The 20,486-nt window shown below is 71.0% G+C and carries 20 protein-coding genes and 1 pseudogene; 12 read left to right on the top strand and 9 right to left on the bottom strand.

Going from position 1 to position 20,486, the window contains the following annotated elements:
• Window positions 1-90 precede the first annotated feature (90 nt).
• On the bottom strand, window positions 91-576 hold the full coding sequence (locus tag ACFWZH_RS30165) for a hypothetical protein (protein WP_384438199.1): 486 nt from the start codon (window positions 574-576) through the stop codon (window positions 91-93).
• 14 nt (window positions 577-590) lie between these two features.
• On the bottom strand, window positions 591-827 hold the full coding sequence (locus ACFWZH_RS30170; RefSeq protein WP_384438202.1) for a hypothetical protein: 237 nt from the start codon (window positions 825-827) through the stop codon (window positions 591-593).
• Window positions 828-1,504: 677 nt separating this feature from the next.
• Here ACFWZH_RS30170 and ACFWZH_RS30175 point away from each other — a divergent pair.
• From ACFWZH_RS30175 to ACFWZH_RS30195, 5 genes are all read left to right on the top strand, one after another.
• Entirely contained in the window at window positions 1,505-2,308 is an 804-nt protein-coding gene (locus tag ACFWZH_RS30175) for an LPXTG cell wall anchor domain-containing protein (protein WP_384438205.1), read from the top strand.
• A 109-nt stretch (window positions 2,309-2,417) separates the two neighbouring features.
• On the top strand, window positions 2,418-3,020 hold the full coding sequence (locus tag ACFWZH_RS30180; protein WP_384438208.1) for a hypothetical protein: 603 nt from the start codon (window positions 2,418-2,420) through the stop codon (window positions 3,018-3,020).
• A gap of 275 nt (window positions 3,021-3,295) precedes the next feature.
• Window positions 3,296-4,141 (top strand): calcium-binding protein, encoded by an 846-nt coding sequence (locus ACFWZH_RS30185; protein WP_384438211.1) that lies wholly within the window; start codon window positions 3,296-3,298, stop codon window positions 4,139-4,141.
• Between the two features lie 149 nt (window positions 4,142-4,290).
• Entirely contained in the window at window positions 4,291-6,324 is a 2,034-nt protein-coding gene (locus ACFWZH_RS30190; RefSeq protein ID WP_384438214.1) for a phosphocholine-specific phospholipase C, read from the top strand.
• Window positions 6,325-6,510: 186 nt separating this feature from the next.
• The gene (locus ACFWZH_RS30195; protein WP_384438217.1) at window positions 6,511-7,254 is read left to right on the top strand and encodes an SDR family oxidoreductase; all 744 of its coding nucleotides are present in this window, start codon (window positions 6,511-6,513) and stop codon (window positions 7,252-7,254) included.
• A gap of 155 nt (window positions 7,255-7,409) precedes the next feature.
• Here ACFWZH_RS30195 and ACFWZH_RS30200 read toward each other — a convergent pair.
• Together ACFWZH_RS30200 and ACFWZH_RS30205 are read right to left on the bottom strand one after the other, a co-directional pair.
• Window positions 7,410-7,523 (bottom strand): annotated as a pseudogene (locus ACFWZH_RS30200) (e9imm peptide); the annotation flags it as partial.
• Window positions 7,524-7,837: 314 nt separating this feature from the next.
• The gene (locus ACFWZH_RS30205) at window positions 7,838-8,047 is read right to left on the bottom strand and encodes a hypothetical protein (RefSeq protein WP_384438220.1); all 210 of its coding nucleotides are present in this window, start codon (window positions 8,045-8,047) and stop codon (window positions 7,838-7,840) included.
• Window positions 8,048-8,088: 41 nt separating this feature from the next.
• Here ACFWZH_RS30205 and ACFWZH_RS30210 point away from each other — a divergent pair, with 41 nt between their 5' ends.
• Window positions 8,089-8,496, top strand: a complete 408-nt coding sequence (locus ACFWZH_RS30210) for an HAD family hydrolase (protein WP_384438223.1) — start codon at window positions 8,089-8,091, stop codon at window positions 8,494-8,496.
• A gap of 164 nt (window positions 8,497-8,660) precedes the next feature.
• On the opposite strand, the gene ACFWZH_RS30215 is transcribed toward ACFWZH_RS30210, so the two are convergent.
• Both ACFWZH_RS30215 and ACFWZH_RS30220 read right to left on the bottom strand, forming a co-directional pair.
• Entirely contained in the window at window positions 8,661-9,011 is a 351-nt protein-coding gene (locus ACFWZH_RS30215) for a hypothetical protein (protein ID WP_384438226.1), read from the bottom strand.
• Between the two features lie 683 nt (window positions 9,012-9,694).
• Window positions 9,695-10,009, bottom strand: a complete 315-nt coding sequence (locus ACFWZH_RS30220; RefSeq protein WP_384438229.1) for a hypothetical protein — start codon at window positions 10,007-10,009, stop codon at window positions 9,695-9,697.
• Window positions 10,010-10,725: 716 nt separating this feature from the next.
• Here ACFWZH_RS30220 and ACFWZH_RS30225 point away from each other — a divergent pair.
• On the top strand, window positions 10,726-12,399 hold the full coding sequence (locus tag ACFWZH_RS30225; RefSeq protein WP_384438232.1) for an amino acid adenylation domain-containing protein: 1,674 nt from the start codon (window positions 10,726-10,728) through the stop codon (window positions 12,397-12,399).
• Between the two features lie 322 nt (window positions 12,400-12,721).
• Here ACFWZH_RS30225 and ACFWZH_RS30230 read toward each other — a convergent pair whose 3' ends face one another.
• Window positions 12,722-13,492, bottom strand: coding sequence for a MerR family transcriptional regulator (locus tag ACFWZH_RS30230; protein WP_384438235.1), 771 nt, complete (start codon window positions 13,490-13,492; stop codon window positions 12,722-12,724).
• Between the two features lie 277 nt (window positions 13,493-13,769).
• Window positions 13,770-15,221 carry an MFS transporter gene (locus ACFWZH_RS30235; protein ID WP_384438238.1) on the bottom strand — a complete coding sequence of 484 codons (1,452 nt, stop codon included), beginning with the start codon at window positions 15,219-15,221 and terminating at the stop codon, window positions 13,770-13,772.
• A 370-nt stretch (window positions 15,222-15,591) separates the two neighbouring features.
• On the opposite strand from ACFWZH_RS30235, the gene ACFWZH_RS30240 reads away from it, so the two are divergent.
• From ACFWZH_RS30240 to ACFWZH_RS30260, 5 genes are all read left to right on the top strand, one after another.
• A complete protein-coding gene (locus tag ACFWZH_RS30240) occupies window positions 15,592-16,152 on the top strand; it encodes a DUF4232 domain-containing protein (protein WP_384438241.1) in 561 nt (186 codons plus the stop codon).
• Window positions 16,153-16,702: 550 nt separating this feature from the next.
• Window positions 16,703-17,167: an ATP-binding protein gene (locus ACFWZH_RS30245; RefSeq protein WP_384438244.1), complete on the top strand. Its 465-nt coding sequence runs from the start codon at window positions 16,703-16,705 to the stop codon at window positions 17,165-17,167.
• Window positions 17,168-17,535: 368 nt separating this feature from the next.
• Entirely contained in the window at window positions 17,536-18,558 is a 1,023-nt protein-coding gene (locus ACFWZH_RS30250; RefSeq protein ID WP_384438247.1) for a hypothetical protein, read from the top strand.
• Window positions 18,559-18,686: 128 nt separating this feature from the next.
• Window positions 18,687-18,956 carry a response regulator transcription factor gene (locus ACFWZH_RS30255; protein WP_384438250.1) on the top strand — a complete coding sequence of 90 codons (270 nt, stop codon included), beginning with the start codon at window positions 18,687-18,689 and terminating at the stop codon, window positions 18,954-18,956.
• Window positions 18,957-19,005: 49 nt separating this feature from the next.
• Window positions 19,006-19,353, top strand: coding sequence for a hypothetical protein (locus tag ACFWZH_RS30260; protein ID WP_384438253.1), 348 nt, complete (start codon window positions 19,006-19,008; stop codon window positions 19,351-19,353).
• Between the two features lie 345 nt (window positions 19,354-19,698).
• Here ACFWZH_RS30260 and ACFWZH_RS30265 read toward each other — a convergent pair whose 3' ends face one another.
• Window positions 19,699-20,418, bottom strand: a complete 720-nt coding sequence (locus ACFWZH_RS30265) for a DUF6333 family protein (protein ID WP_384438256.1) — start codon at window positions 20,416-20,418, stop codon at window positions 19,699-19,701.
• Window positions 20,419-20,486: the final 68 nt, after the last annotated feature.

Genomic DNA, 20,486 nt, shown 5'->3' on the forward strand with positions numbered 1-20,486 from the left:
AGCACATGAGGAGCCGAGACGGAGTTCGCGCAGCGAACGCAGTGCACCAGACGCCGCGGCCTTATCCGACCCTGACCCATCGGACACCCCCTAGGCGCCGCGCGCGGCCCCGCTCGGCCATACGACATCCACCGGAAGGCCTGCATCGCGGGCCTGCTCGACGGTGTCGGCGGTGCCCCCTCCCTTGCCTGTGGGCGGCACCCCGTCCCACACCGCTACGAGCCGGTCGGCCCGCTTCAGCAACTCGCCGTTGGCCGCTTCGTAGGCCTCCCGACTCGCGGCGTCGTACGGCATGGTCACCACCTCGGCAACAGCGGCGAGGCGATCGAAAGCGGGGGCGTGGTCGGGCTTGACCTTCGCCTGCCGGTAGTCACGCGAGGGGAGGACGACGACGAGCCGGCCGCCCACCTCAACCACGGCCTCGGCGAACAGGGTGTCGGAGCCGCGTGCGAGGCAGCTGACCCCGATCAGGTCGCTCGCGCGGTGCTCGCGCAGCAGATCCCGCAGCGCCTCCTGCACCAGGAGCACAGTGCTTTCCGTCAGGTCCATGTGCCCCGTTACGGCGATGGTGGTCATTCGCTCCGTATCTCCTACGTCGCCAGCAGCTCGCGGATGTGGTCCCGGGCCTCGCGCAGCGGGCCGGGGACGTCCCTGCCGACCGTATACGGGTAGAGCTGTGCGAGCTGCTGACGGACTCGGCCCGACTGAGTGTGCGCGGCGGCACCAACGGCGTGCCCACGCCTCGCGGGTGTGGAGCATCGCCCGTAGGCGCGGCTCTGCGGTGGTGCGGACGCCGTCTTGCGCGAGACGCACGAGTTCCAGGGCATCTTGCGGGCGGTTCCCGGAGAGCATCTGCCGTGCCATTCCGGCAAGCACATTGGTGCCGAAAGCGGTGTCTCGATTGGAGACGGCCCCCTAACGGAAATCCCAGGACACCTCCCACCTTATGCGCCACTTCAGTGACTTAAGTGTGGAACCTTTTCGCAGTGCGAGTGCTCCTACAAGAGGCGCAGGTGTGCGTATGTGCGCAATAACGCCTGTCTGCGGGCGCGCTCACCCACACTGCGCGTCATGCACGGCCTGACCATGACGAACGTCAATCTGTGCCGTCCAGACGGCACTTGGGATTCGAGAGGTCTCCTGGATGAAGATTCGCCGAGCCCTGACGGCCGCCGCAGCGGCTGCCGTGTTAGCGCCCGCCGCCGTACTGGCCGCGCCCGCCGCCGCGTTCGCGTCGGATCCGGTGTCAGACGCCGGTCGTCGCACGCCCGCCTCTCCCGAGTTACCCGATGCCGCGAGACCGGTGGACCGGCCGGCGGATTCCGCAACGAGCGGGGGTGGAACGGGTAATCCGGACGAGGTGCGGCGCCCGGGCGAAGCCGCTGCCGGTGGCTCGGCCTCCCAGGACGGAGACCGGGCCGCACGTCCTGCCCCCGGGAAGCCGCCGAAAGCCGCCGGGACCGCCGAAGGGGCCGCCGAAGGGACCACCGAGGAAGCCGCCGGCGTGGGTGGTGCCGCCGGTGGGGGCAAGGACGGCGGTGATTCCGACGGGGTGGGTCAGTCCTGCGCGTTCGAGTCCGACCAGTTGCGCGTGGCCGTCCGCGGGCTGCCGCGCCAGCTGACTGCGGGCGGTGCCTGGACCCCCTTCTCCATGACGCTCGCCAACACCACCGGCAAGCCCCTGGCGGAGGCCCAGCCCTTCCTGCACGTGTCCTCCGGCGAAGATGTCGACCGGCCGTACTGGGAGCTGGAGACCGAGTACCGCGACGCCAGGACCGGGCGGTGGAAGACCTTCCATGACGCGGAGCCCGACGACCTGTTCGGTTCCTTCGCCGTCGGTCCGCGCAGCACCATCACGCTCCAACTGCGCACCCGCGTGGTCAAGGACGCCAAGCCCGGCGCCGGGTACGCGCTCGCCGCCGGCGACTACCGCAACCGTGACGGTTCCTGTGGTTCGGCCAAGGAAGCCTGGTACGACTTCACCATCCTCCCCGCGGGCGCGAAGCCGACGCAGCCCCCGACCGCCAAGCCGGGGGAGCCGGGCAAGCCTGGTGAGCCGGGCAAGCCGGGGGGCACGGCCGACGCCGGCCAGAGCGCTGCGTCCGGTGGCGGTACGGGTGGTCCCGATTCCACCGGTGGCCTCGGCCCGCAGGGCGGCGCCCACCTCGCCGCGACCGGCTCCTCGTCCGCGCTCCCGGGGATCGCTCTCGCCGGTGGAGCCGCGATGGTGGTCGGCGCGGGCGCGGTCATCGGCGTGCGCCGCCGGAAGGGCGCGGCCGGTCCGGGCGCCACGGACGTCACCGCGTAAGCCCCACCATTTCTCCAAGAACCTGATCACCAAAGGATCCACGGCCTGAGAGCTCAACGGCACTGGAAACAAGGCTCCAAGGGTCCGAAGAACCGGGAAAGAGATCTTCATGAAACTGCGCCGCGCCCTGTCGGCCTCGGCCGCGACGGCCGCCCTGCTCCCCGTGGTGGTGGCCGCCGCGCCCGCCTCCCAGGCAGCCCCTGCCGCGGAGATCCCGACGTGCTACGACCTCGACACCGCCTACGGGAAGTACCACAACAACACCTTCGTGGGCCGCTCGTTCGGCATACCCAAGTCGATCACCCTCGGCACTCACTGGACGACCTACACCGCCACGCTCACCAACGCCTCGGCGAAGGAGCTGAAGTCGTTCGAACTCAGCGCCAAGCTGGGCAGTTACGTCTACAACGAGGGCGAGCGCGACCTGAGCCCGTACGGTGATCTGCAGTACTGGGACACCTCGCAGCGCGCCTGGAAGACGCTGCGCCAGGCCGATGGAGACGCCCGCGGCACCATCCCCGGCCCGAAGACGCTGAAGCCCCGCGAGTCCGTCCACGTGCAGCTGCGGTTCAGGGTGAGCAAAGACCTGCCCCTGGACCAGTCGTACGACGCGTTCACCGGCCTCACCGGCACCTTCGTCGACCGCTACCGCGACATGGACTGCACGGCCCACGGCGACGCCGGCGGCGGTTTCTACCCCCGCAAGGGCTGACACCTGCGGGGAGGGCTAGGGCTGCCGCCGTCGCGGCCCGACGGCGGCAGCCCGACCATGATTCACCGCTCGATGGTCTTTGACGACGGACGGATCCTGGTACCGGTCCAGCGTCGACAGGGGCGCCGAGGGCTTCGGCGAGCTGGCCACGTCCCGGCCACTGCCTGGTCCGCCGTTGTTCATGATCGATGGCGCAACTCCGCTTTCGGGACCCTGGTCTAACCCAGTGACCTCAAGCACCACGGCGCACTGACATCCCGAAGGGCCACTTCCGCATGCGTACCTACAGCACCGTCGCTGCTACCGCCACCCTCGCCCTCGCCCTCGGCGCAACCGCGCTCGCGGCGCCGGCCGCCCAGGCAGCCCCGAGGGCCGTGGCCACCGTCGTCCACGAGGACGGCGAGCTCTGGTACAGGGCCGCCGCCGGTCAGCAGAACGAGCTGACGGTCGACGAAGAGGTCGAGCACCGCGGTGAGTTCGAGTCGTACTACGTCCTGACCTTCCACGACCGCTACGACATCGCCATCGACACGAGCGCGGCGAGCGCGGACGAGTGCACGTACCCCACACAGGACGACCGCACCGTCGTGCGCTGCGCGGTCGAGATCCCGCAGAACTCGGACGACTCGGACAGCTACGACATCGACCTCGGCGACAAGGACGACACCGCGACGCTCGAACCGGACAGCGACGCATGGGCCGGCGTCTACGGCGGCATGGGCAACGACGTGCTCAAGGGGTCCGCCTCCGCCATACTCCACGGCGACGACGGCGACGACCGCCTCGACGGCGGCGGTGGTCCGTTCGGGTTCGGCTCCTTCGGAGGCCCGGGGAACGACACCCTCACCCACTGCGGGCAGGACTGCTCCGGCGGAGCCGGCAACGACTCCCTGACCGGTACCGACGAGGAGAACAACCTGCACGGCGACGACGGCGACGATGTCCTGCACGGCAAGGGCGGCGGCGACGTCCTGTACGGCGGCAAGGGCAACGACCGGTTGTACGGCGAGGCGGGTGACGACACGCTGTGGGGCAACAGCGGTGACGACGTCCTGTGGGGCGGCGCGGGCACCGACAAGCTCTCCGGCGGCCCCGGCCGCAACGAACTGCACCAGGACTGAGCTGGTTCCCCCCACGGCTGGTGACAGGCTTCCGTTCATCCCCGATTCACCCGGTGTCATCGTCGACTGTCTGTTGAACCTCGCCGATCCCCGGCACTCTTCTCGTCCGCCGAGTGACCGGCCGCATCGGACTGATGAGGAGCGAGCACGTGGCGGGGATGAGTCGTCGGAATTTCGTGGCCTTGTCGGCCGGCGCCGCAGCGGGAGCGGTCGGGGTGACGGCCGCGCAGGCCGGTACGCGGACGTACGCGGCATCCGCCCCGACGGGCACGATCGCCGATGTGCAGCACGTCGTCGTGCTGATGCAGGAGAACCGCAGCTTCGATCACTACTTCGGCACGCTCAAGGGCGTACGCGGATTCGCCGACCGCAGTGGCATCACGCTGCCCGGCGGCCACTCGGTGTTCAACCAGGTCAACGGCGCCGGTCGGCAGTACCCGTGGAAGCTGAGCGCCACGCCTCCGGCCGGCGGCGCGGACTCGGAGACCCTCGCCCAGTGCAACGGCGACCTCCCGCACAGCTGGACCTCGCAGCACGCCGCATGGAACAAGGGCCAGCTCGACAGCTGGGTGTCGGGCGTCGGCAACGTCCGCACGATGGGCTACCTCGACCGCAACGACATTCCGTTCCACTATGCCCTCGCCGACAACTACACCATCTGCGACGCGTACTTCTGCTCGACGCTGAGCGCGACGGGACCGAACCGCACGTACCTGTGGAGCGGCAAGGTCGACTCGACCAGCTACGACGGCGGCGAGGAGTCCGGCCTGACCTGGGAGACCTATGCGGAGGCGCTGCAGAGCGCCGGAGTGAGCTGGAAGGTCTACGAGAACGCGAACGACAACTTCGGCGACAACGGACTGGCGTATTTCAAGAAGTTCGTGGACGCCAAGTCCGGCGACCCGCTGCACGACCGCGGCATGGCCTCGGTGCCCCGCGTCACCGGCTCGACCCCGGATGACATCGCCGCCGCGATCAAGGCGGACGTCGTGGGCGGGACGCTGCCGCAGGTCTCCTGGGTGGTGGCCGACGAGGCGTTCTCCGAGCACCCCTATGCCCCGCCCGGCGACGGAGCGCACTTCGTGGACCTGGTGATCCGGGCGCTCGCCGCCGACCCGGCCGTCTTCGACAGCACCGTGCTGTTCCTCAACTACGACGAGAACGACGGTTTCTTCGACCACGTCCCGCCGCCGGCCCCGCCCGCGGGAACCGGCGGCGAATTCCTGAACGGAGTGCTGTACGGGCTCGGCTTCCGCGTCCCCATGATCGTGATATCCCCATGGACCCGCGGTGGTTGGGTGAGCTCCGAGGTGTTCGACCACACCTCCGTACTCCGCTTTCTGGAGAAGTGGACCGCGTCGCTCGGCAAGCCCGCGGCCGGCCCCCACATCAGCGCCTGGCGCCGGAAGGTGACCGGCGACCTCACCGGCGTCTTCGACTTCGACTCTCCGGTGTACGGCCTGCCCTCGCTCCCCGACACCGCCAAGGTCATCGGCCAGGCCACCTGCGGCCCGCTGCCGAACCCGACCCCGACGACCAACGCGCTGCCGGTTCAGGAGCCCGGCACCAGGCCGGCGAGGGCCCTGCCCTACCAGCCGGACGGATACCTCGACCGGCTCGAAGTCGGTGCGAGCGGCCAGATCCTGGCCTGGATCAAGATGGCCAACGAAGGCGCAGCGGCGAAGAACGCGGTGCACTTCTCGGTCCACCCGAACGCCTACCGCAGCCGTGTCCCGTGGCAGTACACCGTCGACGCGGGCGGCACCACCACCGACTACTTCAACATCGGTGCCGGCTACGGCGACGGCAAGTACGACCTGTCCCTGCTCGGCCCCAACCGTTTCCTGCGCCGGTTCGCCGGAAACGCCACCACCGCAGGCAGGACCGCCGAGGTCCACAGCCGCTACGCGGCCGCCCCCGACACCGGCAAACCGGCCATCTGGTTCCGTATGACCAACTCCGCAGCCCAGCCCGTCACCTTCACCGTCACCTCCCACCACTACCGCTCCGACGGTCCCTGGACCTACCAGGTCGCCGGAGGCGCCGAAGCGGAGGACTACTTCAACGCCGTCTCCCGCGCGGACGGGTGGTACGACTTCACGGTCACCCTCAACACCGACGCCGTCTGGTCGCGGCGCTTCACCGGGCACATCGAAACCGGGAGCCCGAGCATCACCGGCTAGCCGGCCAGAAGGCCGGCCCGGTCACGGCGTGGGAAGACGCCTCCGGTGCCGGTGCCGGTGCCGGTGCCGGTGCCGGTGCCGGTGCCCGTGATCGGCAATGGCGTGGACGCGCGGGCCGGGACGATCTAGCGTCGGGCAGCGACGCGCCGCACTTGCGCGCGCAGCGCACCAGCACACGGGGAGACCATGTCCAACGGGAACGTGTCCATCGAGAGCACCGAAGCGCCCGTCGCTTTCGTCACCGGAGGGTCGAGCGGGATCGGGGCGGAGACCGTGCGCCGCCTGCTGGGCCTCGGCCACCGGGTCGCGGCGACCGGACGCAGCACGAAGAAGCTGGCCGTGCTGGCCGAGGCCGCGGCGGAGGCGGGCGCGGGCGACCGGCTGCTGACATTCGAGGGGGACGCGGCCGACTGGGGACAGGTGTCGTCGGCGGTCGAGGAGACCGTGCGCGTGTTCGGGCGACTGGACTACGCGATCGCCAACGCCGGGTACGCGACCAACGGCACCGTCGAGACCGGCGACCCCGAGGAGTGGCGGGGCATGGTGCTCACCAACGTCCTGGGCCCCGCACTGCTGGTGCGGGCGGCGCTCCCGGCACTGAAGGCGTCGCAGGGCCGGATCGTGCTGATCGGGAGCGTCGCGGGGTTCAAGAACACGCCGGGGAACCTTTACTCGATGACGAAGTTCGCGGTGACCGGGCTGGCGGAGAACGTCCGCATGCTGACGACCGGGTACGGGGTCGGTACGACGCTGATCGCACCGGGCCGGGTGCTGACGCCGTTCTGGGACGACCGCCCCGGCGGCGCCGACGCGGCGGGCCCGATGATCTCCGCCGAGCAACTGGTGGACACCGTCGTGTGGGCGATCTCCCAGCCACCCGGTGTGGACGTGAACACGCTGGTCGTGCGGCCGATCGGGCAACCGAACTAGGACCTGTCCGATGGGGCGGGGTCGGACAGGCCTTGGGGAGCGGTTTGACGGGCCACGGCTGGAGCCGGCGGAAGACTGCCGCGACGGTCCCGCCGCATGTGCCGCCTCCCACGTGGCGCCCGGGCACGTTCGAAGACCGCCCCGCAGGCCGGGGGCGCCAGGGCTTGATCGACCACCTCATCGGCCGAGAGTTCCTGTTCCGGCGGCCAGAAGATCAAATCACTGACATAGCCACTCTTACATCCCAGGGCCCTGTCGAGTGTGTCCAGCCCCGAGCTCATGGAAGCAACCGGGGTGGCCCCCGCGGCGGCGGGCGCGCGCTTTCCGCGTACTGGCCTCAACCGGGCGCCGGCCTGGGCTGCCCGGGTCGGTGTCGGTGGGCGACGGCCTCGGTGGTGTGTTCGGTTGGTGTCAGTCGGGCTCTGGACCGGTGGTGTAGGGCACGTGGGGGGAAGGAGGTGGTGGCCAGGCCGGCTGAGATGGCTGCTGCGTCGCGTAGTTCGGCGAGGACTTCCCACAGTTGGGTGTGTTGGCCGTGGTGGGCTCGGGGGGATGCGCAGTTCGGCGGAGCCGGTGAGGTGCATCAGGGTGGTAGGGCGTCGGCGGCGGAGGCCTCGGCGTGCAGGCGGGTGGCTTCGTGGCTGGTGAGGATCAAGGTGGCTCCGCCGTTGGTGAGGTGTGCGGTGATGCCCAGCGGTGTCAGCCATACGGTGGTCAGTGCCTGCATGATGGGGGCCATGCGTCGGGTGCGGCCGGGGGAGGGGCCGCGGTCCCACACATCCAGCGCCGCCATCTCGGCATGGCGCAGTGGGGGGCGTTGGGAGGTGTGGGCGGGTGCACCCTGGTGTGTGCGGTGCGCACCTCTTCCACACCGACATCCTGCACGCCCTGCACATCCACCGCTCGGACGGCCTGGCCACCGTCCTGGTCTCTGGGTCCTTCACTGCCTGCCTCGACCCCATCGCCGACCGCATCCTATGCACCGACCTGGAAGTCAAAGACGGCCGCTACACCGGCGAAGTACTCACCACCATGATCGGCCCCGCCAAGGCCGAGCACGCACGCACCCTGCTCACCGCACACAACTGGCCGCCCGCCGACTGCTACGCCTACGGCGACCGCGCCTTCGGTCTGGTTCTGCTGGATCTGGTTGGCTGCCCGGTTGTCGTCGGTAGCGATCCTGAACTGCTGGTTGAGTTCGCCCGGCCCTACTGGCAGCATCTGGTGGGCGTCATCGCCTGATGTCTCAGTCAGTGACCACCGGCCGGGTCCGGCCCGGCCGGATCATGCCTGGCCTGGCCCGGCCTACGCCTGCGACTGTGGTTGTGTCCATGCCTACGCCCGTGCCTGTGGTTGTGTCTGTGTCCGGGCCTGGGGCCGGGTCGGGGTGTGGGTGTGGGTTTGGGTCAGTGTCGTATTGGTTTGAGGCATAGTGTGGTTTGTCCTTGGCGGCCGCCGCGTTCGGTGTATTTGTCCAGTTCTTGTGGGCAGGTGCCTTGGAGTGTTGCGTCGATGACGATTTTGTAGTCGGCTTTTGTGTCGTTGCAGGGGATGGTGAAGAGCACTGGGTCGGTGTGTGTTCCGCGGTTTTCCAGGCAGTCGCCGACTCGGGCGTCGCGGGCGGCTTTCACGGGGGGTTTGCCGTCGTCGGTCAGGGCGCTGAGCCCCCAAAAGCCGGTTCCGACAGCGGCCAGGATGGCTACCGCGATCAGTGGTCGCAGCCACGGGCGTTGCTCGGGTCCGGTGGGGGTGAACATCGGCTCGCCCGGCTGTTGTACGGGGGGTTGGCCGTAGGCGGGGGGTTGGCCGTGGGGGAGTGGTCCACCGGCAGTCGCCCCGGGGGCACCGCCCTTTGGGGTGCGGGGCCATGGGCCGCCGAGCCGTGGGGCACCGGGCCTTGGGGTGTGGGGTTTTGGGGTGGTGGTGAGTACGCGGACATGCGGATCCCCCTGTGATGCGCGGTCGACCTGGCACTGCTGGTGGTGCCTGGCACCGCTTCGAGTGCGACCCACAGGCTATGAGGCCTCACCCACGCACCTCACAGGGGGCCACCGCCACCGCCCAGGTTCCCGCTCGCCCCTGCGGACACGCGGTCCGGCGGCGAGGCGCGTGGAAGCAGGCTATGAGGCCTCGCCCACGCACCTCGCAGGGGGCCACCAATCTGGTCCCCCGCCGGCGCTGGGGGCACGTGGTCCGGCGGCGAGGCGCGTGGAGGGACGCGAGGGGGGCGCCTTGCGGTCTGCCGGGTTGCGGCAGTTTTCGCGTGGTCCCCGCTCGCCCGTCGCCCGTCGCCCGCCGTCGTCTTTCCTGCCGACCGCCGTGGTCCTTTCTGCCGTCCGCCGTCCGCCGTCGTCTTTCCTGCTGTCCGGCGTTGTTTTTCCTGCTGTTGTTTTTCCTGCTGTGGTGTGTCGTCCGTCGGGTCGGGCTGTGTGGGGTGTCGTTACAGGCAGAGCAGGACGATCAGGCCGCTGCAGTCGTCGCCGCCGTCGTTGCCGCCGTGGTTGCCGCCTCCGGAGTGGCCGCCAGAGTGGCCGCCGGAGTGTCCGCCGCCGTAGCCCCAGGTGTTGCCCCAGCCGTCGTCGTGGTCGCCGGCCGGGCTGGACTTGGAGGCGGCTGCGCCGTGGGGGGTGGGCGTTACGGCCGTGGCGGAGGTGGCGGTGGCCGCCGTGGCGGCGAGAGCGAGGCCCAGGGCGGCGCTGGCCGCAAGTATTCGCGATACGGCCTTCTTCGGGCGGTTCGTCTGAGTAGTGTTCATGAAATCACCATGCACGTCCCCGTGGGCGGCTTCGCCTCGAGTGCGGCTGATCGAGTGAGCCCCGGCATTCCGGCGAACCGGTCGTGCAGTGAACCGTCCGCCAGTGAAATGGGCGTCAAATAGACCGGCCGTTCAGTGAAATTGGACGTCCAGCGGACCGGCTTTTCGAAGAGCCATTTCGCTTGCCTCTCGCTGCACTTTCACCGCCCCTCCTCGGCCTGATGAGCCGGAAGCGCCCCGGGGACTTTCCGTGGCCGACCCCCACACGCACGCCCGACGCTCGCCCCCACTCCTGCCCTCGCCCCCCGCTTCTGCCGTCGGCTCCGCTTCTGCCGTCGGCTCCGCTTCTGCCGTCGGCTCCGCTCCTGCCGTCGGCTCCGCTTCTGTCCTCGGTCCCGCTTCTGTCCTCGGCTCCGCTCCTGCTGTCGGTCCCGCTCCTGCTCTCGGTCCCGCTCTTGCCGTCGGTCCCGCTTCTGTCCTCGGCTCGCTCTTGCTGTCGGCTCGGTGCGGTTGTCGACAGGCGCCGATGGCCCGTACTGGTCAGGGTGGAGATATGACCCCCACACCCCGGGCCCTGCACCGTGATACCCCGCCGCCCCCGCCGCCTCCGCTGGCCTCGCCGGCCTCGCTGGGCTTGGCCGCCCCTGCCGTCTCGCGTCCGTCGGCCACCGTCGGCCCCCGGTGCGGGCGGTCCGTCGCACGTCCACGGATCTGAGATGGTCACAGTGCCGGACCGACGTTTGGGCGTCGGGCTCCTGCAGCATGCCGATAGCCTGCCCGACCATGTCGCGCTGAGCTTGGATGGGCGCGAGTACAGCTATCACGAGGTCGCTGAGACCGCTCGTCGGTGGGCGGCTGCGATTGTGGAGGCGGCTGGCCCTCGGCCGCGGCGTGTCGGTGTCCTGGCCGCACGTAGTCCGGCTGCGTACTTGGGGGTGGCTGCTGCGCTGTTCGCCGGGGCGGCTTTCGTTCCCTTGAGTCGCCACCTGCCGCTGCGGCGTACCCGTACCATGCTGGAACGGTCTGCTCCCGATGCGCTGATCGTCGATGCGGCGTCGCTGCCGCAATTGCCCCAGCTCCTGGACGGCCTGCCCCGCCGTCCGGCGGTCCTGTTGCCCGACAGCGCACCCACCAGCCTGGTGGGGGGCCTCGGTGATGGGCCGGTTCTGCATGCCGCTGACCTCGCGGGCGTCACCGGGTTGGAGCAACTGCCCGAGCCCGAGCCCGGCGAGGCGGCGTATGTGCTGTTCACCTCGGGTAGTACCGGTGAGCCCAAGGCGGTGCCCATCACCCACGCCAACATCCGCTCTTTCCTGACCGTCAACCAGGACCGTTACCGGATCACGCCTCGGGACCGGTTGACGCAGATCGGTGAGCAGACTTTCGATCTGTCGGTCTTCGACCTGTTCATGGCCTGGGAGAACGGGGCGCGGGTCTGTGTCATGGATCCCCAGGAGCTGTCGTGGCCCTTCGACTACCTGGAACGTCAGCAGATCACCGTGTGGTTCTCGGTGCCTTCGGTGGCGGCGGCACTGCGTAGGCGGGGTCTGCTCACGCCTGGTTCGATGCCTACGTTGCGCTGGAGTCTGTTCTGTGGTGAGGCGTTGCCCCAGGCCACTGCGGAAGCCTGGCAGGCCGCCGCGCCCGCCTCGGTCGTGGAGAACCTCTACGGGCCGACCGAACTGACCATCGCCTGTACGGCCTACCGTTGGGACCCGTACACCAGTCCCGCGCAGTGCGTGCACGACAACGTTCCCATCGGCCGTCCCTATCCCGGCCTGCACACGCTGATCGTCGACGAGGACCTGACGCCGGTTGCGGACGGCGCCACCGGCGAACTGTGTGTGGCCGGCCCCCAGACCACCCCCGGCTACTGGCAGGCGCCCCGATTGAACGCCGAGCGCTTCTTCGAGCGCGACGGTCACAGGTACTACCGCACGGGCGATCTGGTGCGCACCCACCACGACCAGCTGATCTGCATCGGCCGTAACGACCACCAGGTCAAGATCGACGGCTACCGGATCGAACTGGGCGAGATCGAGGCGGTGCTGCGTCGGGCCGGAGCGGTGGAGGCGGTGTGTCTGATGTGGCCGGACGCGGCGACGATCACTGCCGTGCTGTCCGGTGCGGCGGACCCGGCCGCGGTGAGTGAGGCCTCCGCCCGCAGTCTGCCGTCCTACATGCTGCCCGCGTCCGTACACACCATCGAGACCATGCCGCTGAACCCCCACGGCAAGGTGGACCGCACCGCATTGCGCTGCTGGCTCGACGACCGGGCCAAAACCCCCGACCCTGCCCCCGACCCTGCCCCCGACCCCGACCCCGACCCCGACCCCGACCTCGACCTTGACCTCGACCCCGGCGCTGGCCCGTTCCCCAGCCACTTCTGAACCCGCTGGCCGTGGACGACGCGTGGCAGCCCGCACCGATGGCGGTGACAAAGCCGCGCAGACGCTGCAGCGGGGCCACGAACCCGGCGAGCCGCAGGCCCCGGTGGGCCGCAGGTCCCGGTGAGCCGCACGCTCCGGCGAGGCGCAGGCTCCAGTGAGCCGGAGGCTCTGGTGAACTGCAGGTCCTGGTGAGCCGGGCAGGCGGAGGTGACCGGGCCTTTCGTCCGTCCGACGGCCGCGTCATCGGGGCCGCTTGCGTCCTCAGGGCCTGAACGGACCAGTCGATCATTGGTGCCAGGGGTTCCGGGCCGGCAGCTGTTGCTCACGGTGGGCAGGGTGAAGTACTGGTCCCGGCGCGGATTGTGCGTGGCCTGGAGCCGGTGCAGCAGCCGGCTACGTAGCCGGGCGTCGTCACGGTGTCCGTCGGCCGGCGGACACCTTGCGGTGAGCCCGGTGACAACGGAGCCGGACTGTGGTGAGTCGGGGCTGACGCCCAGGGCCACGGCCGCCCCGCAAGGTCGCGGCCACGGCCACGATGTCCGGGCGTGGCGGCGTGGCGGCGTGGCGGAGTGGCGGCACCGTCGGCCAGGTCGGCTGCCTGGTCGCAGACCACGCCCCGCAGTGGCGCGAAAGTCCTCGTCCAGTGACAGCTGCGCCCCTCCACCCATGCTGCGACCTGCTCTTGTGTGGGGCTGTCGGGGAGCTGGGGGGCGTCGAACGCCGCGGGGCGGCATGCGCGAAGTCGCCGTGCGGGCTTTCGAAGACGGCACCGAGGAAGTCCTCCACCAGGCGGGGCCGTTCGGCGTCGACAAGGCGGCCAGCCGATGCACACGTTCCCTCTCCTCCACCTCCGCTCACCCCTGGCTGCGGCGACCAGCACTGCTCGCCGTAGACGCAGCACGTTGATCTGCACGTCCAGGGCAGTGGCATGCTCCGCGGCGACGTCGCCGAGCGTGCGCTCGCGATCGGTGACCTGCCGGATCGCGTCGAGGCCCACACCCAGCTCGCGCAGTGTGCGCACCAGAGCCAGACGAGCTACGGCATCGGGGCCGTGGCGACGGTATCCGGCAGGGATGCGATCGGCCGGCGGCACGATGCCGCGGTCGCAGGAGAACCGGATCGTCCTTACGCTCAGCCCGGTACACCGGCCAGTTCACCGATCGAGTAATCGAGTAAAGGGTGCCGCTGTCCATGCCCCACCTTCCACTCTCCCCCTGCGGGAGACCCAAGCCCCAGCCCAAGCCCAAGCCCAGGACCAAGCCCAGGACCAAGCCCAGGCCAGGCCCAAGCCCAGGCCAGGCCCAAGCCCCAGCCCACCTTCCGCGCCCGGACGCTCACCGCGTCTCGTACGCTCACCGCGCCCGGCATGCTCACCGCGTCCCGCCCGCTCTCCCCGCGTCAGGAGTCTCCTTCTGCGCCTTCGGCGGCACGCACCGCCATGCCACAGCAGCGGCCGCCGCGTAGGCGAACGCGCCGACGGTCATACTGACGCGCAGGCCCTGGCCGTAGTCGGCGGCGGTGGCCAGCAGGGTGCCGCCGAGGGCGACGCCGGTGGAACTGCCGATCTGTCGGGCGGTGTTGAACAGGGCCGAAGCGGTCCCCGAATACGCCGTGGACGCGGCACCCATCACCGTGGAGGTGGCGCCGGTCAACGCGAAGGAGGTCCCGAATCCCGCCGCCATCATGGGCGCGATCAGCAGCGGGTAGGCGGGATCGTTGCCGGCCGCGGCCCAGCCGGCCAGCCCGCACCCGGCCAGCAGCATGCCGGCGACCACCAAAGGCCGATCCCCGGTACGGCGGGCCAGCCGTCCCGACAGTACGGAGGCGAACATCGTCATCGCCACCGCGGGGAACAACGCCACCCCGGTACCCAGCGCGCTGAAGCCCCGCTGATGCTGGAAGTACAGGCTGGCGGTGAACACCATGCCGTAGAAACCGAAATTGAACAGCAAACCGATGACGGCGCCGCCGCCCAGGGCACGCGAACGCAGCAGGCTCGGCGCGACGACGGGCAAGCGGGCCAGCCGCTCACGCACCACGAACCCCGTGGCGGCCAGTACCGACAGACCCAGCCCGGCCACGACCGCCGGATCGGACCACCCACGCCGCCCCGCCTCGTTCAGCGCCGCCGTCAGCAACGCCACCGCCGCCACGACCGCGCACTGCGCCGGCCAGTCCACCGGCCGCGACACCAGCCGGGCCGAGGGCGCCACCTGCCGCAGCGTCAACACCAGGCAGGCGACACCGATCGGCACATTGATCAAGAACACCCACCGCCACCCCACAGTGGAGACCAGCAGCCCGCCCAGCAACGGCCCGGCCGACGCCGCGATGCCGGCCATCGCCCCCCACAACCCGAAAGCCCGCGAACGAGCCGCCCCGGCCGGATACGCCTGCTGGAGCAACGCCAGCGAACCGGGCACGATCAACGCCGCGCCCAGCCCCTCCACCCCACGGGCCGCGATCAGCAACAGCCCGCTGGAGGCCACCGCGCACGCGGCGGAGGACAGGGTGAACACCGCCACCCCGGCGCAAAAGACCCGACGGTTGCCCCACCGGTCGCCCCACGCGCCGCCCATCAGCAAGAACCCGGCGAAGACCAGGGTGTAGCCGTCGGTGATCCACTGGATGCCGGTGACCGAGACCGACATCTCCCGGCCGATGACCGGCACCGCCACGTTGATGACCGTCACGTCCAGGATCACCATGAAGTACCCGGCACACACGGCCAGCAGCGGAACCAAGGACCGCCCGCCAAACCCCGCGCCCGGCCGCGCAGGGGAGGTGGACCGGCCACCACCAGCCGGCTCCGCGCACGCCACGGCCTCAACTCCTCCCGCGCACCAGCGCCCAGCCACAACGATCACCATAAGCCGCCAAACAGCAGATACCGCACAAAGCCCCCGGCCTCCGCGGCGGGCGGCCCGAAGCCTGCACACCGCCGGGCCGGAGCCTGCACACCACCCGGCTGCGCACCGCCGGGCCCGAAGCCTGCGCACCGCCGGGCTGCGCACCGGCCGTTTCACCGTCGGCTCCTAGAAGGGTCGGCACAGCGCAGCGACCCGAGCGCCGTGCGCGTCTGCCGCCGAACGGGCGCCGCTGTGCAACCAGTTGGCGGCCCCGTCGGTCATCGCTGGTGACATGCCGAACCACCACAGCTGGTGACACACCAACCACCACAGGGGAACCGCCATGCGCGCCGCTCGTTCGCTTCTCACGGCCCCGGCCGCCGCTCTTGCCGCCACTGCCGCCACTGCCGCCGCTGCGGCCGCCGCTCTCGCTGGCCTCGCTCCCACGGCCGATGCGGCCACCGCGACCGCGGCGCCGACACCGACCTGCAAGGAGCCCGCGGTGAGCGTGTCCGCGACCGCCACGCGACGCTCCGAGGTACTGCACATCAAGGTCACCAACAAGGCGGCCCGTGCCTGTGTCGTCGACCGGATCCCGACGGTCACCTTCGGCGACCTGGACGGTGCGGCGCAGCCGGTACCGCCCACCTCAAGCGCCCCCTACCGCCTCGCCGCGGGCGCCACCGCCCACGCCGCGGTGCGCACGGTCGACCCCGCCGGCGGCACGCGACCCCGGATCGTCGCCTTTGTGACCGTGGCCGCCGACCCCGCCCACCGCGGCCGCACCATCGACGCCGACGCCCTCGATCTGCCCCGGGGTGTGGCGGTGTGGGAGCCGGTGACCACGTGGTGGCAGCCGTCCTGGGCACAGGCCGACACCGCGCTCAAGGCCGCCACGCACTGAGCGCGTGTGGGCGCCGACCGCACAATGAGAAGGCCGAAGTCGGCGATCGGCCTCTTCCACCGGCACGAGGCAGCTGGACAGCTGGACGGCTGGACAGCTGGACGGCTGCAGGTATGACACCCCTTCGTGGGATGACGGCCGGTTCCTCGTCCCCGACGGTCTGACCGCCTTGATGTAGGAGGTCCAAGAAGCGGACGAAGGGGAGCCCGACCCGGCATACCCGCAAGACAAGCCGCCGTTCGACCCGACTTCCGCGCACGCATGCGCTGCTGCCTGCGCACTATGGCCGCCTCGCCAAGAAGCCCGCCGCCGGGTAACGCCACGGCAGGACGCGCCCGTCTGCGGCAGGACGCGCCCGCCTGCGGCAAGCCGCAGGCACGGCCGCACCCCCGCGCGCGCATGCCCATGCTGCTGTCGGAACCGTGCGGAAAATTCTTGGAATGCGCCACGGAAAGGTGTTGGCCCTGTTCAGGGCCGCGGATCTCACAGGTGTAGGACACGGCAACGGGACTTCCCAGCCGGTCGACCCCCTTCTTGAAAGATCGCGGCCATGCTTCTCTCCGACCCCCTGGACGAAAAGCGCAACACCTCGCATACGGCAGCTCACGCCCCGCACGACGGCCACCAGGCCGTCCTGACCCTGCCCTCGCAGGAGGCCTCCGTACCCGCCTCCCGCCACTTCGCGGAAGATCTCCTCAGCAGCTGGGGCGTCGGCGAGGACGCGCGTGACTCCGCCGCTCTGATCGTCGACGAGCTGGCCTCCAACGCCGTCCAGCACGGTCACGCCCTGATGACCCTGCTCCTCGCCCTGGACGCCGGCGAGCTGCTGATCACCCTGACCGACTCGGGCGCCGTGGTCCGGCACACCAACGGGCACGCAGACCTGGCCCCCGACGAGCACGGCCGCGGCACCGGGATCGTCGAGTTCCTGGCGCAGTGGACCGAGGTCCACGACCACGACGAGGGCCGCGAGGTCCGCGTGGGCATGCGCGTCACGGCCGACGCATCGCACTGAGACCCGCACCCACCGCCCCGACCGCCGGCGTCGCGGCACCTGCCACGGACAGGCTCTTCGCAAGCTCTCCGAAAAGCCCTCCGCGGGAGGTGTCGCGACGCCGGCGGTCGCCCCCCCGACAGGGCCCCGACAGGTCTCCGGCACGGCTCTGGCGGGGCTTTGGCGGGGCTCCAGCAGGTCTCCAGCGGGGCTCCAGCAGGGCTGTGGCACGACTCTGGCGGGGGGCGGAAGGGCGACGCGCCACGGGCCCGGCGGCGAGGCGATACGCGACTCGTGGAAAAGGCCGGAGAAAACCTGTTGGCGTCCGTGACGGTCGCGACTCCTGCATACGAGCGGGGCACCAGGCCCCCGATGAAGGAGAGACCACGATGCGTCGCTATCGAGCCCACATCATCGCCGCGCTGGCCGGAGCCATGGCCCTGTCGCCCCTGGCAGCCTCCGCGGCGTCGGCACAGACTCCGGCCACTTCGGCACAGGCCGCCGCCTCCCGGGCGGGAGGCGCCCCTGAGCTCCAGCCGATGCCCGGCCCGGGGCCCGGCGGCCCGGGCAAGCCGGTCGGACCTGACACGACGGTCGAGCCGCCGCCGCAGCGCCCGCTGGTCGGGACCGTCAAGATCCCGCCCGGAGGGTTCATCGGCGATCAGGACCCGCCGACCGGCCCCGTCAAGATCCCGCCCGGCGGATCCCTCCGCATACCGCCCACTGCGCCCCCGCCCCCGCCTCCGGCGGACAAGGACGACGAGGACGACGGGCACGGCGGCAGCCGCGGCGGCGGGCCGGACGAGGACAGGGGCGGCCCCACCGGGGGCGGCGGCAGCGCCGGCGGCGATTCGGGCCGCCCCGGCGGCGGTGCGGCGGGCGACGGCAGCTCCTCCGGCGCAGGAGGCCGGGGCGGCGGGGAGGACGGTGGCACAGCCGGCACCCGCACCCCCGACGGCGATCGCCCCGACAGCAACAGCAACAACAGCGGCGGCAACAGCGGCGGCGACGGTGACCGTGGCGGGGGCCGGTCCGGCAGCGGCGGCGGCAAAGCCGCGGGCGAAGCCGGCTCGCGGGGCGAGGACGGCACCTCCCAGGGCTCCTTCGAAGGCTCTTTCGGAGGGTCGGGGTCCGGGCGGGGCTCCGGCGACGCGGCCCACGGCGGCGACCCGACCGGAAGGAACGGCCACTACGGCCACTACGGCCACTACGGCCACAACGGCCACAACGGCCCAGACAGTTCAGGTGGTTCAGGCGGCCAGGGCTGGATGCGGGAGCCCGCCGCGTGGTTCTCCCTCGACCGTGCACGCCAGTTCCTCACGACGCCGGTGGGCATGGGCGCGGTGGCCGCCGCCGGCCTGTTGGCCTGGCGGACGCACCGCAACCGCCGCGCCAAGCAGCACAAGAACTGACCCCGCACATCAGCCACCCGACCCACCCGACCCACCCGGCCCACCCGGCCCACCTGGCCCACCCGGCCTATCCGGCTCACTCGGCCTATCCGGCCCACCTTCCTGCGCACCGAAAGAAGGCGACAGCCATGCACCACGCACCCCCCACCCCCCTCACCGCAACGCCCCCCTCGCACCCGGTGCTGTCACACCGTGAACGGCAAGTCCTCCAGCACATCGCCGACGGCCGCACCTACGCCGCAACCGCCCGCCGCATCGGCATCTCCGTACACACCGTCGACGGCTACCTGCGTCGCATCCGTGCGAAGTCCGGTGCCCGCACCCACGCGGAGCTGATCCGCCTGGCCCTGCGCTCCGAGCGGCCCGGACACCCGCATGCCTCACCGACCCCGACGTGAGTACCGGTACTCAGGCGCACCGTGCGGCATTCGGCGCACGATGATGCGTATGACGCAGCAGCAAGAGGAACGCGAGTGCCAGGCGCCGGTCTCGGCCGGGCGCAACGGCACCTGTTCGCTCCTCCTGGCCGTCGCCGCGACGGTCATGCTCGGGTGCCCGTGGCTGCCGTCCGCCGTCCCGAACTGGATCAGGTTCTTTCCCGTCTACCTGGTCGTTCCCTTGGGGATATGCGCGGTGGTCTCCGGCCTCGGCGCGCTGCGCGACATGCGAGGCCAGATCGTCGCTGCCCGTGGCCGGGCGCGAACCGGCGTGGCGCTCGGCTCGGTGGCCATCGCCGTGCCGACCGTGACCGTCGTCGGGGGCCTTGTGGTGCTTCAGGTGTTCACCTACCGATAGGGCAGCGGCAGAAGGGGCCGGTTAGGGCAGCGGCAGAGGGGGCCGGTGAGGGCGGCGGCGGCCGAAGGGGGCCGGTCAAGGAGCAGCGGCCCGGCGGGACTTCACGCCCCGCCGGCGCACGACACGGTCCCGCATCGTCCGCCCCCGAGGCCAGGCCCGCCCCCTGCGCCGCCCTGCACCGCCCTGCTTCCCCCTGCCCCCTGCGTCCCCCTGCCCCCTGCGTCCCCCTGCCCCTGCGTCCCCCTGCACCGCCCTGCGCCGCCATCCGTCCCCCTGCGCCGCCATCCGTCCCCCTCCGCCGCCCTGCATCAACAGGGCCCCGGAAACAGCGAGTTGTCAGCCGTTTCAGCCGAAGTACCGGCCTTCCATCGCCCGGACGGCGGACGCGGTGTGACGCACACGGAACGCGGAGGTCTGCAGGTCGGGCCATCCCCAGGGATCGGCGTCGCCCAGGGCGAGGGCGGCCAGCGCCGACCACTGGGCCTCATGGGGCTCGTCCTCCTCCAGGTCGAACCCGGCGTCCCTGAGCATCTCGCCGGTCAGGCCCAGGGCGGCGATCACGGCATCGGGGTCGCCGTCTATCTCGAACGGTTCGTCGCCGAGCCAGCCCGAGGCGTGGAACATGGCACCGTCCGGCAGCCACACGATGTCCTCGGTGTGGTCGGCGCCGGCGTCGAAGTGGACGCGGCCGACGATGCGGGCGTCGGGGAACCGCTCCCGCAGCGCGCGGGCCTCGCCCAGCAGCGGGGTGTCGTTGCCGCTGTCGGCCAGCGCCGGATCACACATGCCCCGCACATGACCCCATGCGGCGGCCTGGACGACGTCCAGGTCGCCGCGGGTGCGGGGGTAGGGCACTTCGAGGACGGACCGGGGCCCGAGGTCTTCGAGGACCTCGTCGACGGTTCCCGGCGATGCGGCGAACTGCGCGGCGCCGGCCGGGTCGTTGGCGGGCAGCGCCCTGGCGTCGACGTCGAACGGCGGCGGCAGGACGGTGATGTTGCAGTGGCCCATGGAGCCGCGCACCATACGGTCGGGCGGCGAGGTCCAAAAGCTGTGTGGGGTCATGACCGCCACCGTAGCGACGCCCCACCGACGCCCCCTCGGGGGCCCGGATACGCCGACCGTGCGCCCGC

The organism is Streptomyces sp. NPDC059008, from assembly GCF_042749045.1.
Lineage (GTDB): Bacteria > Actinomycetota > Actinomycetes > Streptomycetales > Streptomycetaceae > Streptomyces.